The following is a 14,038-nucleotide window of genomic DNA, read 5'->3' on the forward strand; positions in this document are numbered from 1 at the left end:
TGCGCCTCAAGTCCTTTCTATTCAAGCTCTTCCAGTATGATTTGATCGTTCGTGTATACACAAATTTCGCCCGCTGTTTCCAGCGCAGCTCTAGCAATCTCACTTGCAGTCATGCTCTCCCCGGCATGCTTTTTCAGCGCTCTTCCGGCTGCCAAAGCGTAATTGCCGCCTGATCCAATTGCCAGAATGCCGTCATCCGGCTCGATAACCTCACCAGTTCCCGATACGAGAAGCAAGGTATCTTGATTCATAACGATCAGCATGGCTTCAAGCTTTCTAAGCACTTTGTCGCTTCGCCATTCCTTTGCAAGCTCAACAGCAGCCCGTTTTAAGTTGCCATTATATTCTTCAAGTTTCGCTTCGAACTTTTCGAATAGAGTGAAAGCGTCTGCAACAGATCCCGCAAATCCTGCGAGAACCTTGCCGTTAAACAGTTTTCTTACTTTTCTCGCAGTATGTTTCATTACAACAGCCTGACCAAATGTAACTTGACCGTCTCCGGACATTGCGCTTCGTCCCTTATGCTGTACTGCAAAGATTGTGGTCGCATGAAAAGATGACATAAAGGGCCTCCTTTAATTTTTCTTAAAAGCTCTTGGATGGTGAGACATATATGTGTTTCTCAACATTTCCTTCGAAACGTGCGTGTATATCTGTGTCGAAGACAGATTGGAATGCCCGAGCAGTTCTTGAACGCTCCTCAAATCTGCTCCTTCGTTTAATAGATGAGTGGCGAACGTATGTCGAAGCATATGCGGATGGATATGTAAAGTGCCGGACGCTTTTTTGACAAGCCCGCTTAAAATGTGCCTAATGCCTCGAGCTGTAAGCGGTCCGCCTCTTTGATTCACGAATAATAGATCATGAGGTTCTTTTGCTTTTTTCAGCAAGCACTGTCTTCCGCTATTCATATATAACTTCAACGCTTCGCGGGCGTAAGACCCAAAAGGGATATAACGCTGCTTCTTGCCTTTCCCGTGAACAAGCACTGTATCCATAAATAAATCAAGATCATGAACACTTATGGAAGAGCATTCACTGACCCTCATTCCGGTGGCATAGAGAAGCTCTAATAGCGCTTGATCCCTCATGCCGGTCGGCTGGCTTATATCTGAAACTTCAAACAGTTCCTCAAGCTCTTTTTGATATAGAAACTTCGGTATCCGTTTCTCTTGTTTCGGCAGATGAACAAGCTGGAACGGATTATCATCAATTAGCTTTTCTCGCATCAGAAATTTGTAAAAGCTTCTCAATGCAGAAATTTTTTTGCTGATTGTTCTTCTCGATAAACCCTTTTCATAGGCTTCCGTCAAAAAAATTCTAGTATCTTGATATGCAACTTCTTCAAATCCATTTATACCTTGAACGCGCAGGAAAGTCTCGAATTCTTCAATTGAATCCACATAATTCACAATAGTATATTGTGAATAATTTTTTTCAATTTGTAAATATTCAACGAATAACTTTACGAAATTCTTAACATTCTCCATGCCAAATACCTCCCCAGGAAGGGCTTTTAAATGGTATCACAAATCGCGATCAAGTTGCAATCAATACCTATATTGTTTTCGAAATTGTTTGAATTGTCTCGATCGCCCGATTTGCGTACTGTTCATTACGCTCTTTTTTATTTTTAATTTTAACAGGCAAATCTTTCAAAAGCCCAAAGTTTGCATTCATCGGCTGGAAGTTCTTCTGGTTTGTTGTTGTAATATAGTGAGCCATACTGCCTATTGCTGTTTCCTGAGGAAAAGTGACAAGCTCTTCTCCTAAAACAAGTTTAGCCGCATTAATACCTGCTACAAGCCCAGAAGCAGCCGATTCCACATATCCTTCTACTCCCGTCATTTGTCCTGCGAAGAACAAATCGTTCCGTTTTTTAAATTGGTAAGTCGGCTTTAACAAGCTTGGAGAATTAATGAATGTATTTCTGTGCATAACACCGTATCTGACGATTTCCACATTTTCAAGTCCGGGAATCAATTTGAGGACTTCCTTTTGGTCTCCCCATTTTAAATGAGTTTGGAATCCTACAATATTATAGAGAGTTCCCGCCGCATCATCCTGTCTGAGCTGAACGACTGCATATGGACGTTTTCCGGTAACAGGATGCTCTAATCCCACTGGCTTCATCGGTCCGAAAAGCATTGTTTTCTTTCCTCGTTTTGCCATTACTTCAATCGGCATGCACCCCTCAAAGAAAATCTCTTTTTCAAACTCTTTTAACGGCACAGTTTCCGCTGATGTCAAAGCTTCATGAAAACGGTCAAACTCTTCTTCTGTCATCGGACAGTTTAGATAAGCCGCTTCTCCTTTGTCATAACGGGATTTCAAATACACTTTATCCATATCAAGGCTGTCTTTCTCTACGATAGGCGCAGCTGCATCATAGAAGTATAAATAGTCCTCTCCAGTAAGCTCTTTTAACTGTGCAGACAATGATTCTGAAGTTAACGGACCAGTTGCGATAATCGTTGGTCCTTCAGGTATTTCTGTTACTTCTTCATTAACGACGGTAACATTGGGATGGTTTTTCACCCGGTTTGTCACACTTGCCGCAAATTCATGCCGGTCTACCGCGAGTGCGCCGCCGGCAGGCACTGAGCATTCGTCAGCCGCAGCAATAATTGCCGAATCAAGCGCACGCATTTCTTCTTTTAGTACACCTACAGCGTTAGCAAGTGTATTGGAGCGTAAAGAGTTGCTGCATACCAGTTCTGCAAATTTATCAGTATGATGGGCAGGCGTCTGTTTGACTGGGCGCATTTCATATAATCTGACTTGAATTCCCCGTTTGGCAAGCTGCCACGCCGCTTCACTGCCTGCGAGTCCGGCTCCGATTACATTCACTGTTTGTTGGTTCATCTTTCACATCTCCTAGTTTATTATTCATTGTCTTCTTTTAACACACAAAGAAGGTGAGCAAGACCCTGCTCACCGCTACTTCTGTGGTTCTTCCTTATAATCGCATTCCACGCATTGGACTTGTATGCCTTTTTTGAGCTTTTTCTCAACAAGCATTTTTCCGCATTTCGGACATTTTCGTTCAATTGGTTTGTCCCAGGAAACGAATTCACAGTCCGGATAACGATCACAGCCGTAAAAAACCCGTTTCTTTTTCGATTTTCGCTCAACAATATTTCCTTCTCCGCAGCTCGGACACTTCACACCGATTTGTTTGACAATCGGCTTTGTATTCCGGCAATCGGGGAAATTGGAGCAAGCTAAGAATTTACCGTATCGGCCCATTTTATACACCATAGGAGAACTGCACAATTCACAATCTTCTCCGGCATATTCCGGTTCAATTTCTACTTCCTTCATTTCTGATTCGGCTTTTTTCACGCGCTTTTCAAAATCGGTATAGAAGTTATCAATAATCTGTACCCATTCTATATTGCCTTCCTCAACATTATCAAGGTCTTTTTCCATTTTTGCCGTAAACTCAACGTTAATGATTTCAGGGAAAAATTCCATGATCAGCTCAAGCACGATCTGCCCTAATTCTGTGGGAACAAACCGTTTATTATCCAAACCAACGTACCCGCGCCGCTGAATCGTATCAAGCGTCGGAGCATAAGTGGAAGGACGGCCGATCCCGAGTTCTTCAAGCGTTTTAACCAAACGGGCCTCAGTATAGCGCGGAGGCGGCTGGGTAAAATGCTGTTCCGGTTCTATGTCCTTAGATAAAACAGTGTCTCCCTCTTGCAAGTCAGGCAGCATCCGGTCTTTTTCTTCCAATTGATCGTCTTTGCCTTCAACATACACTTTCATAAAGCCGAAAAACTTGACTTTACTTCCGTTTGCACGAAAAGTCAAACCGTTGTTTGTCAAATCAACACTCATTGTATCTAAGACAGCAGATGCCATTTGGCTGGCAACAAAACGTTCCCAAATTAATTTATACAGTCTCAGCTGATCTCTGCCAAGGACTGCTTTTAATTCGCTTGGTTTTCTGAGAACCGACGTCGGGCGGATCGCTTCGTGGGCATCCTGAGCATTTTCATTCTTTTTAGCGGGCTTTCTTTTGCCGCCTAAGTACTCTTTTCCGTACGTTTGATCAATAAACGCTGCCGCTTCATCAACTGCTGTATTGGAAATGCGGGTTGAATCCGTTCTCATATATGTGATCAGACCGACAGTTCCTTCTTTTCCAAGATCAATTCCTTCATATAATTGCTGCGCAATCATCATCGTTTTCTTCGCTCTGAAATTGAGCTTACGCGCTGCTTCCTGCTGAAGGGTGGAAGTTGTAAATGGCAAGGCCGGATTACGTTTACGTTCCTTTTTAGTTACTTTTTCAACTGTATACTTATTGCCTTTGAGCTGAGAAAGTATGTCCTTTACATCCGCTTCACTCTTTAAAGGGAGTTTTTTGCCGTTTTTACCGAAAAAGCCCGCTTCAAACGTCTCCTGTCCTTTTAAGAACGTGCCGTCTATTGTCCAATATTCCTCTGGCTTAAAGTCGTTAATTTCCTTTTCACGATCAATAATTAAACGGAGGGCAACAGATTGAACACGGCCAGCGCTGAGTCCTTTTTTGACTTTTTTCCAAAGGATTGGGCTGATTTTATATCCGACGAGCCTGTCTAATATACGTCTCGCCTGCTGTGCATCCACCAAATCCATATTGATCATGCGGGGATGCTTAAATGATTCTTTAATTGCATCTTTCGTAATTTCGTTAAACACAACACGGCAGTCTGAATGAAGATCTAAATCAAGGCTGTGGGCCAAGTGCCATGCAATCGCTTCCCCTTCTCTGTCGGGGTCGGCTGCGAGATAAACTTTTTTAGCTTTTTTGGCAGCCGTTTTCAGCTCTTTTAGTACCGGACCTTTACCTCGAATGGTTATATATTTCGGTTCGAAATTTTGTTCTATGTCAACTCCCATTTGACTTTTTGGAAGATCCCGGACATGTCCCATTGATGCTTTCACTTTATATTTTTTACCTAAGTAACGTTCAATCGTTTTCGCCTTAGCGGGCGATTCCACGATGACTAGATAATCAGACATTTTCATCCCCCTCAAGAGGTGTTCTCTCTCTTCAAGTATTTCAAATTTTATTTTATATTTGCAGCTGTCTTTATTTGGCTTTCAACATTTCATTCTTTATGATGAACGTCATTATTTAAATACAAAACAATATGCAACTTTAAATCCTCACTATTATTAAATATTACAACGCTGTTTGTCAAACGATAATTCAAAAGGGTTCCGTATATTGAACGTTTTTCTCCGGAAGCTCTGCATAAATATCCTCTGCTGACCATATGGCTTTAGCCCCCTCTTGAATCAATTTTATAGGACCTCCGGCGTAAGGATCAAATACAGAACCGGGTACGGCAAATACTTCTCTCCCTTGTTCTAGCGCTTGGTATGCGGTAATCAAAGAACCGCTTTTTTCTTTGCCCTGCACAACAATAATGCCCTCACTTAACCCGCTGATGATACGGTTTCTCATAGGGAAATGCCATTTTTGGGGTTTGGTTTCAGGTGGATGCTCTGACAGAAGAAGATGGTGTTTAGCCATGTGTTCTGCTAATTGAAGATTTTCTCGAGGATAAATGTTCTGAAATCCGCCTGCGATGACTCCGATTGTCCGCCCCTTCGCCTTAATACTTGCAGCATGGGACAATCCGTCAATCCCAGACGCCAGCCCGCTGACAATCACCCACTTTTTATGGCAAAGCTCTATTGTAAGATGATTGACAACCTGGATTCCATAGGCTGTCGGATGTCTCGTACCTACAATTCCTATTTTTCTCCCTAGAGAAAGAAGGGATATATCACCTTTTGCAAACAGCACGGGAGGCGGATCATAAATGTTTTTCAGCCAGAATGGATATTGATCTGAGGATATTGGGATGACTTTAATGCCTTGCTGATGATATACAGAGAGTAAATGCTGAAATTTTGGATATTGTTCTTCTATTTTATTTTTTAGTGCCGCAGCCCTTACTTTGCCGCGTGAAGCTGTTTCTAATGCACATGAAGGATTTGACAGTGACAATGACGGATCAGCTTTCCACCATTTTAATAGAAGAGACGGGGATAATAATTGGTTGATTCTGCAAGTGATTAAACAGGCAGCGGCCTGATCCAATATGAGAACCTCCTTTTAACAGCAAAAGCAGGAACAGCCAAGATGGCTGTCCCTTCTCTATTAATGAGTTTTGCACGTTTCAAATAAATTCTTTTCTTTCAACACTTTAATTAATGTTTCTCCCATGACAGAAGGTGTCTCTGCAACTTCGATTCCGCATTCATTAAGTGTTTTGATTTTTTCATCAGCCGTGCCTTTTCCGCCGGAAATGATGGCGCCTGCATGCCCCATGCGCTTCCCTGGAGGTGCTGTTTTACCGCCAATGAATCCGACTACCGGTTTTGTCATGTTGGCTTTTACCCACTCAGCAGCTTCCTCTTCAGCTGTGCCGCCGATTTCGCCGATCATGATGACAGCGTGTGTTTCAGGATCTTCGTTAAACGCTTTTAAAACGTCAATGAAGTTGGTTCCATTTACAGGATCGCCGCCGATTCCAACAGCTGTAGACTGTCCTACACCCGCTTCTGACAGCTGATGCACTGCTTCGTATGTTAATGTCCCTGAACGCGATACAACGCCTACATGACCCTTTTTATGGATATATCCGGGCATAATGCCGATTTTACATTCATCAGGCGTGATGACGCCTGGACAGTTCGGTCCTATTAATCTCGTTTTCTTGCCTTCCATGAAGCGTTTCACTTTTACCATATCTAAAACCGGGATATGCTCTGTAATGCAAATGACCAGATCAAGCTCCGCATCTACCGCTTCCATAATTGCATCAGCTGCAAACGGTGCCGGAACATAGATAACAGACGCATTTGCGCCAGTCGTATGAACTGCATCAGCCACTGTATTAAATACAGGTACCCCTTCCACTTCAGTTCCGCCTTTTCCAGGTGTCACACCGCCCACGATATTTGTGCCGTATTCAAGCATCTGCTTCGTATGGAATAAAGCGGTAGAACCTGTAATCCCTTGTACAATAACTCTTGTATCTTTATTGATAAAAACACTCATTATTTGGTCCCCTGCCTTTCATTCTTTCCTATACTAAAGATACGATTTTCTGCGCGCCGTCAGCCATGGATTCCGCAGATGTAATATTTAATCCTGATTCACTAAGGATTTTCTTCCCTAGATCCACGTTTGTTCCTTCAAGACGGACGACAAGCGGCAATGTTAAACCGACTTGTCTTGTCGCTTCAACAACCCCTTCTGCGATGACATCACATTTCATAATGCCTCCGAAAATGTTGACGAAAATCCCTTTAACATTTTGATCAGAAAGAATGATTTTAAATGCTTCCGTGACTTTTTCTGCGGTTGCGCCGCCCCCGACATCAAGGAAGTTGGCCGGTTCTCCTCCATAATGTTTAATGATATCCATCGTGGACATTGCTAGTCCAGCGCCGTTTACCATGCATCCGATATTTCCATCAAGGGAAATGTAGCTCAGATCGTATTTAGACGCTTCAATTTCTTTTGGATCTTCTTCGTCCAAATCTCTGTATTCCATAATATCTTTTTGTCTGTATAATGCGTTGCTGTCAAAATTTAATTTCGCATCAAGCGCCATCACATTCCCGTCTCCAGTTACAACGAGAGGATTGATTTCGGCGATTGAGCAGTCTTTCTCAACAAACGCTTTGTATAGTCCAAGCATAAATTTAGCAGCTTTCCCCACAAGCTCTTTTGGAATATTGATAGCGAATGCAATTTCTCTAGCTTGATAGCCTTGGAGGCCAACAGCCGGATCAATGACAGCCTTTTTGATTTTTTCCGGTGTTTTCTCTGCTACTTCTTCAATTTCTGTTCCGCCTTCTTCGGAGGCCATCAGAACAATTCTTGAAGTGGCACGGTCAAGCACTAACCCCACATAGTATTCCTTTTTAATATCGCAGCCTTCTTCAATAAGTAAGCGTTTTATTACTTGCCCGTCCGGACCTGTCTGATGCGTAACGAGGGTCTTACCTAAAAGTTCTTCGGCATACGCTTTTACTTCGTCTAATGATTTTGCTATTTTTACCCCACCAGCTTTGCCTCGACCGCCAGCATGAATTTGAGCCTTTACGACATAAACCGAGCTGGATAAGCTCTTTGCTTTTTCAACTGCTTCTTCTGCTGTAAAAGCCACTTTACCTTCAGGAACAGATACCCCATATTTTCTGAGGACTTCTTTTCCCTGGTACTCATGGATATTCATTTCCCATCCTCCTAACTTATGTAACAAAACTAAAAATAGACTGCGCTTTCATTCTATATAATACTGGAAGAATTGTCTAGAGTTCGATGCAAAATCTTAAAATCCTTCTAAACATTCAAACTTTTATTTTATTAAAAACATAAATTTCAAGCGGAGAATGGGGAATATTTTAGCTATTTTTTATTTTTTACACTTTCGTCCAATCTGTAAATGAAAGAAAAAATCTCGGCTACTGTTTCATAAAGTGCTTCCGGGATCTGGTCATCTACAGTCAAATGGCGCATTAATTCGACAAGGGTCCGATCTTCTTGGATCGGGACCCCCGCCTTTTTAGCTTCTTTGATAATGTTGTCAGCAATATGGCCCTTCCCGGTTGCAATTACTCTTGGCGCCTTGTCTATTTTTTCGTCATAATGGAGAGCTATGGCTTTTCTTAAAGGCGTTTGCTCGTTCATATTTTCACATCCACTCCCTGATCACTGATGCTTGTTATGTATTGATCAATTGTAGCCTTTTCATCAGATTGAAGGCGTTTTTTAGCGTTAACTCCTGAAAGACTGTAGCCCATTTCTTTGAGCGATTGCTTGAGGGCGGGCACCATTGGATCGATTGCCGGCTGAAGTTCAAAGTCCGTCTCAATTGTAATCGTCATGACTTGCTGCTGTATCAGGCAGTCAACAACTGTTTCTTTTAACGTATCTAATTGCAGTAAAAACAAGAGCCGGCAATGGAAAGGATCGAGCTTTCCATCCGCTTCTTTTTGTCCTTTAAACAGAACAGTCATGTCCTGAACCCCCGATTTTGAAAACATCGGAAATGACATCACAATTTGGCTGTAGGAAGGATGATCCTGCTGCATGAGAAGCTGACCGTTTAATTTATGGAAGAGCTGATCCGCTTCCTGTTTGACAGGTTCCGCTAACTCATGTGACGCTCTGGCAGCATGAAGAGCCATCTTAACTGATTGAATATCATCGGGCAGCACTGCGGCACCTTGTTCAAACGCTTTAATAAAAGCAAGCTCATCTCGAGCGCCTATTGCCATTTTCACTTTGGATAAGAAGGAAAGAACATCTGCCTTATCCGTCAAATTAGGAGCTGTCTGCTGAACAGCCTTTAAAAACACTTCTGCTTCTTGATCCGTGACTTGCGCGGCCTGCAAAGCAGATGCTGCTGACTCAGGCTTATTTTGACTAGAGGAAACAACAGCCTTTATCCAATTCGCTGCTTCTTTTACGATTGGATTGCCGTTTTTATCCGCAGCTTCCGTCAGTGTGGCCAGCAGCCTTCCTGCCTCTTTCATTGGAATGTCTGAGACAGTTTTAGCGGCACCGTCTCGTGTGTTTCGCTGCTGCTCCTGCGGGTTTGCAGGCGCCCAGTCTGCCTTTCCTGCGGAGCCGTCTGCTGCGCTAAGCTCTCGGTTTCCAGCTGTACTGACTGAAGAGGCAGATCTGTTATGATCCGTTAACGAGATAAGCTTCTCGATAAGACGTTCTGCATGGACATCTGTTTCGCTATTAAAAAGTGCCGTAACGGCTTCTTTTAGCTTTGTCAGCGCCTGACTCGGCTGAGGATTTTGATGAATAGCCTGAATCAGCTGAGATAAGTGCTGATGGAGCGGTACAGGCGATTTGACAGCATGAACTCCGCTCAAAACATCGGGGTGAACGGGGAGATCCCGCTTTAAGGCAAATAAAACTGTTTCGATGGCTTTTTTTGTGTCTGTCGCAGGCAGCGTGTCCATCCAGCGGACGGCTGTTTTGATATCATTTTCTGTGATGGGTGTTTTGTTTTTCAGCATTGCGCCTGCCAGCATAAGGGATGCGTTTGACGGCTTCACTGAAATAGCGTTCAGAAGCTTGCCCGCTGCATCCTGAATGGTTTTGGGATTTTGGTCAAAGCTTTGAACAACCTGGAGACGGCCTGTCTGTTCCGCTGGTTTTTTTTCGTAGGAAAACCAATAATACGCCTGAGGGCGAAGCTGGGTTTCAAGTTTGCCTTGAATCGTTTGATTCCCTACTTGGATCAGTGCATGCTGGTCCCCTAATAAACGAAGCACTTTTCCTAAAAGGAGACGCTTTACGGTATTTGATTCGTCGGTTGTATTTGATGTTTCCTGCGGAGCTGCAGTGTTTCCAAAAAGGTTTTTGAGCGCCTGCTGTACATCATTTCGTATGTTCATTTCAAAAGGTGCCTCCTTGTCCATTAGATTATCTGTAAGATTGAACAGGAGCGAAAGTTTTCCGGTGCAAGTCGGTCGGTCCATAAGCTGCGAGCGCTTCAAGATGCTCTTTTGTCCCATAGCCTTTATTTTTTTCAAAGCCGTACTGCGGATATTTTTCGGCATATGCGCTCATCATCCGGTCTCTCGTTACTTTCGCAATACACGCACCTGCTGCGATAGACACGCTTTTGGCATCACCTTTTATAATTGAAGACTGAGACGTATCGAGCGGCAGTGTCATCGCGTCAACGAGCAAATAATCGGGTGTATCGGACAAATCGCGGATTGCTTCGACCATTGCCAATTTTGAGGCTTCATAAATATTGATCTCGTCAATAACAGCTGCTTCTACAATTCCTATGCCGACTGCCACAGCTTCTTTCATAATGAGATCGTAATATTCCTCACGCTTTTTTTCTGTAAGCTTTTTTGAGTCTGTGAGCCCAAGTATTTCGCATTCCTCAGGAAGGATGACTGCGCTGGCGACAACCGGCCCTGCCAATGGCCCCCGGCCTACTTCGTCTACTCCTGCAATCAAACGAAACCCCTTGTTTCTCGCAAGCCTTTCATAGGAGGTCATATTCACCCACTGTTCTTTTAGCGCTTTTTCCTTTGCGTGCTTTTTCAGCCATTGCTCTACAAGCGCTTGTACGCTTTTTCTCGAATCATTTTCACACTGGGCAAGAAATGGGTCCTGTTCATCTCTTACCTCTTGCAGACGGTCTCTAATGTCTTTTACGGTTAATGTATTCACTTTCTCTTCTCCCTTACTGTATGTATCGGTCCTTTCAGGAAAAAATAAAGACCCGCATTTCTGCGCGTCTTTACATCGTCGGCTGTTCGAATGACAGCCTCCCGAACTTTTCTGTGCGGATATCACGAATGATTACTTCAGTCGTTTTATCGTAGTTAATAAGCCCACCGCTCATGAGGCAGCCGCGTTTTTCACCTATTGCATCAAACAGCTCCGCGATGTCTTCGGGTATCTCATCGAGCCCGTAGCGTTCTTTAAGCCGTTCAGGATAATGTTCTTCGAGAAAACGGAGGCCAAACACGGCAACATCCTGAAGATTGATAATCGAGTCTTTAATAGCCCCTGTGACTGCCAGCCTCAATCCGACAAGCTCGTCCTCAAATTTAGGCCATAAAATCCCCGGAGTGTCTAAAAGCTCTAATTCTTTTCCGACTTTGACCCATTGCTGAGATGTTGTGATACCCGGTCTGTCTCCGGTTTTCGCAATGTTTTTCTTTGCCAGCCGGTTGATAAGCGTTGATTTTCCGACGTTCGGAATGCCGATGATCAGCGCCCGGATCGCTCTTGGCTTTACACCTTTTGCTCTCATCCGGTCAAATTTCTCCTGCAGGATATCTTTTGAAGCCGGAACGATTTGATTTAATCCTTGGCCATTTACAGAATTAATAGACAGAGAGCGGATTCCTTGGTTCTCAAAGTGCTCTTTCCACTGCTGTGTGACTGCCGCATCTGCTTTGTCAGCTTTATTTAACAGCATAATTCTCGGCTTATTTTTCAAGATGTCTTCAATCATTGGGTTTCTTGATGACATCGGGATTCTGGCATCTACCAGTTCATATACAATATCGATTAATTTTAATTTTTCGGTTACTTCCCGTCTTGCCTTTGCCATATGGCCAGGGAACCATTGGATTGTCATGTGACACGAACACCGCCTTTATCTTCTAAGTGTGCAAGATTCTTAGTTGTTCTTTATGTATTTTACGATGCCTGACCGGCATTTTCAAATTCTGTATAAAAAAAGAGCTTGTTACTGGTAACAAGCTCTTTTCGTTCGTTATCATTATCGTCTGATTTCTTTAATACGAGCCGCTTTTCCGCGAAGTTCACGCAGGTAGTAAAGCTTAGCACGGCGTACTTTACCGTAACGTACAACTTCGATTTTCGCGATTTTTGGTGTGTGTACAGGGAAAGTACGTTCAACGCCAACACCGTAAGAAATCTTACGAACTGTGAACGTTTCGCTGATTCCACCACCACGACGCTTAATCACAACACCTTCAAAGATCTGGATACGCTCACGGTTACCCTCAACAACTTTTACGTGTACACGTAAAGTGTCACCAGGACGGAACGTAGGAAGATCAGTACGAAGCTGTTCTTTTGTGATATCTTCAATTAGTTTTTGCATCGTTTTCAACTCCTTCCAACAGATGCTCTTGGCCTCAAAACCCGGCACAGCGGAACATCGTTTTCAAGCTTTCAACGGATAAGCCCGTTCAAGCCACAAGTAGTATCTTATCACAATTTCATAGCCTATGCAATAAAATCTATTCTTTTTCCCATTCAGAAATCCATTTTCTTTCTTGCTCTGTAAGCGGATAGTCTTTCAGAAGATCCGGGCGTCTTAAATAGGTTCTTCTGATCGATTCTTTATTCCGCCATTCTTTGATTTTAGCATGGTTTCCTGATAGAAGTGTTTCAGGCACTTTTAAACCTTTATAATCTGCCGGTCTTGTATAATGCGGATGCTCCAAGAGCCCCGTACTGAACGAATCCTCTATGTGGGAAGCCTCTTTGCCAAGCACACCCGGAAGCAGCCTGACGACACTGTCAGCAATCATCATCGCAGGCAGCTCACCGCCTGTCAGAACGAAGTCGCCAATTGATATTTCATCTGTCACCAAATGCTCGCGGATTCGCTCATCATAGCCTTCATAATGACCGCAGATAAACAGCAAATGCTCTTCCTTTGCCAATTCCTCGGCTTTTTTTTGTGTGAAACGCTCACCTTGCGGGCAGACGAGGATAACGCGCGGCGGACTGTCGGCTTTTGAGGCCAGATCCTCAACCGCGTCAAAAACAGGCTGAGGCTTCAGAACCATACCTGCTCCGCCACCGTAAGGATAATCATCCACTGTATTATGCTTGTTATCAGAATACTCCCGGAAATTGACGATCTGGAACTGCACTGCTTCTTTTTCTTGGGCTTTTTGAAGAATGGATGAACCGAGCACCCCTTCAAACATTTCAGGAAACAGCGTCAAAAAATCGATTTTCATTCGTCTATTAATCCTTCCATGAGTTGAATCTCAATTTTCTTTTCGCTGACATCAATCTGTTTGACGACTGATTCAATGTAAGGGATCAGCGCGTCTTTTTTACCTTTACGCCCGATTACCCATACATCATTGGCTCCCGGTGTTAAAATTTCTTTCACCTTTCCGATCAGTTCGCCTTCTTCGGTAAAAACTTCACAGCCGATAATTTCGTGGAAATAAAATTCTCCTTCATTCAGCTCACCCAAATCCTCTTCAGGAACTTTGATGATGGCGTTTTTCAGTTCCTCTACTTCATTTAGGCTTTGTCTTTCTTTAAACTGCAGCAGATGAAATTGCTTATGCAGCCTGTACGTGTTTACCGTTACCTCTATCGGTTCTTGGCGTCCGTCCATAAACAAATACAGCGTGTTGCCCGGCTTGTACCGTTCTTCGGCAAAATCCGTTTTTGAAATGACCCGCACCTCGCCTTTAATTCCGTGGGTATTTACAATTTTACCGACATTAAACCATCGCTTTGTCATAT

At 43.4% G+C, this 14,038-nt stretch carries 14 protein-coding genes; all 14 read right to left on the reverse strand.

Going from position 1 to position 14,038, the window contains the following annotated elements; genetic code table 11:
* Positions 1-17: 17 nt before the first annotated feature.
* On the reverse strand, positions 18-563 hold the full coding sequence (gene clpQ / locus H7F27_RS12295; protein WP_014663962.1) for an ATP-dependent protease subunit ClpQ: 546 nt from the start codon (positions 561-563) through the stop codon (positions 18-20).
* A gap of 12 nt (positions 564-575) precedes the next feature.
* Complete coding sequence (gene xerC, locus H7F27_RS12300; RefSeq protein ID WP_024121392.1) at positions 576-1,490, reverse strand: tyrosine recombinase XerC; 915 nt, start codon at positions 1,488-1,490, stop codon at positions 576-578.
* Positions 1,491-1,557: 67 nt separating this feature from the next.
* A complete protein-coding gene (gene trmFO / locus H7F27_RS12305; RefSeq protein ID WP_024121391.1) occupies positions 1,558-2,865 on the reverse strand; it encodes an FADH(2)-oxidizing methylenetetrahydrofolate--tRNA-(uracil(54)-C(5))-methyltransferase TrmFO in 1,308 nt (435 codons plus the stop codon).
* 75 nt (positions 2,866-2,940) lie between these two features.
* Positions 2,941-5,016 carry a type I DNA topoisomerase gene (gene topA, locus H7F27_RS12310; protein ID WP_024121390.1) on the reverse strand — a complete coding sequence of 692 codons (2,076 nt, stop codon included), beginning with the start codon at positions 5,014-5,016 and terminating at the stop codon, positions 2,941-2,943.
* A gap of 190 nt (positions 5,017-5,206) precedes the next feature.
* The gene (gene dprA, locus H7F27_RS12315; protein WP_024121389.1) at positions 5,207-6,106 is read right to left on the reverse strand and encodes a DNA-processing protein DprA; all 900 of its coding nucleotides are present in this window, start codon (positions 6,104-6,106) and stop codon (positions 5,207-5,209) included.
* 60 nt (positions 6,107-6,166) lie between these two features.
* Complete coding sequence (gene sucD / locus H7F27_RS12320) at positions 6,167-7,069, reverse strand: succinate--CoA ligase subunit alpha (RefSeq protein WP_024121388.1); 903 nt, start codon at positions 7,067-7,069, stop codon at positions 6,167-6,169.
* Between the two features lie 28 nt (positions 7,070-7,097).
* Positions 7,098-8,255 carry an ADP-forming succinate--CoA ligase subunit beta gene (sucC, locus tag H7F27_RS12325; protein ID WP_003238568.1) on the reverse strand — a complete coding sequence of 386 codons (1,158 nt, stop codon included), beginning with the start codon at positions 8,253-8,255 and terminating at the stop codon, positions 7,098-7,100.
* 173 nt (positions 8,256-8,428) lie between these two features.
* A complete protein-coding gene (locus H7F27_RS12330) occupies positions 8,429-8,710 on the reverse strand; it encodes a FlhB-like flagellar biosynthesis protein (protein WP_024121387.1) in 282 nt (93 codons plus the stop codon).
* On the reverse strand, positions 8,707-10,437 hold the full coding sequence (locus H7F27_RS12335; protein ID WP_185847974.1) for a hypothetical protein: 1,731 nt from the start codon (positions 10,435-10,437) through the stop codon (positions 8,707-8,709). Before H7F27_RS12335 ends, H7F27_RS12330 begins: the two co-directional genes overlap by 4 nt.
* Before the next feature lie 28 nt (positions 10,438-10,465).
* Positions 10,466-11,233: a ribonuclease HII gene (locus H7F27_RS12340; protein ID WP_024121385.1), complete on the reverse strand. Its 768-nt coding sequence runs from the start codon at positions 11,231-11,233 to the stop codon at positions 10,466-10,468.
* A gap of 70 nt (positions 11,234-11,303) precedes the next feature.
* Positions 11,304-12,152, reverse strand: a complete 849-nt coding sequence (gene ylqF, locus H7F27_RS12345) for a ribosome biogenesis GTPase YlqF (RefSeq protein WP_010334231.1) — start codon at positions 12,150-12,152, stop codon at positions 11,304-11,306.
* A gap of 144 nt (positions 12,153-12,296) precedes the next feature.
* Complete coding sequence (gene rplS, locus H7F27_RS12350; RefSeq protein WP_010334229.1) at positions 12,297-12,644, reverse strand: 50S ribosomal protein L19; 348 nt, start codon at positions 12,642-12,644, stop codon at positions 12,297-12,299.
* Between the two features lie 139 nt (positions 12,645-12,783).
* Positions 12,784-13,515 carry a tRNA (guanosine(37)-N1)-methyltransferase TrmD gene (trmD, locus tag H7F27_RS12355; protein WP_024121384.1) on the reverse strand — a complete coding sequence of 244 codons (732 nt, stop codon included), beginning with the start codon at positions 13,513-13,515 and terminating at the stop codon, positions 12,784-12,786.
* Positions 13,512-14,036 (reverse strand): ribosome maturation factor RimM, encoded by a 525-nt coding sequence (gene rimM, locus H7F27_RS12360; protein WP_044155911.1) that lies wholly within the window; start codon positions 14,034-14,036, stop codon positions 13,512-13,514. The genes trmD and rimM overlap by 4 nt, the downstream gene beginning before the upstream one ends.
* Between the last annotated feature and the right edge of the window lie 2 nt (positions 14,037-14,038).

Source organism: Bacillus sp. PAMC26543 (assembly GCF_014250375.1).
Lineage (GTDB): Bacteria > Bacillota > Bacilli > Bacillales > Bacillaceae > Bacillus > Bacillus halotolerans.

Coding starts and splice junctions, on each gene's coding strand:
- xerC (WP_024121392.1), bottom strand. CDS start 1,490: ATGGAGAATGTTAAGAATTTCGTAAAGTTATTCGTTGAATATTTACAA.
- rimM (WP_044155911.1), bottom strand. CDS start 14,036: ATGACAAAGCGATGGTTTAATGTCGGTAAAATTGTAAATACCCACGGA.
- sucC (WP_003238568.1), bottom strand. CDS start 8,255: ATGAATATCCATGAGTACCAGGGAAAAGAAGTCCTCAGAAAATATGGG.
- H7F27_RS12335 (WP_185847974.1), bottom strand. CDS start 10,437: ATGAACATACGAAATGATGTACAGCAGGCGCTCAAAAACCTTTTTGGA.
- sucD (WP_024121388.1), bottom strand. CDS start 7,069: ATGAGTGTTTTTATCAATAAAGATACAAGAGTTATTGTACAAGGGATT.
- clpQ (WP_014663962.1), bottom strand. CDS start 563: ATGTCATCTTTTCATGCGACCACAATCTTTGCAGTACAGCATAAGGGA.
- H7F27_RS12330 (WP_024121387.1), bottom strand. CDS start 8,710: ATGAACGAGCAAACGCCTTTAAGAAAAGCCATAGCTCTCCATTATGAC.
- trmD (WP_024121384.1), bottom strand. CDS start 13,515: ATGAAAATCGATTTTTTGACGCTGTTTCCTGAAATGTTTGAAGGGGTG.
- trmFO (WP_024121391.1), bottom strand. CDS start 2,865: ATGAACCAACAAACAGTGAATGTAATCGGAGCCGGACTCGCAGGCAGT.
- ylqF (WP_010334231.1), bottom strand. CDS start 12,152: ATGACAATCCAATGGTTCCCTGGCCATATGGCAAAGGCAAGACGGGAA.
- rplS (WP_010334229.1), bottom strand. CDS start 12,644: ATGCAAAAACTAATTGAAGATATCACAAAAGAACAGCTTCGTACTGAT.
- topA (WP_024121390.1), bottom strand. CDS start 5,016: ATGTCTGATTATCTAGTCATCGTGGAATCGCCCGCTAAGGCGAAAACG.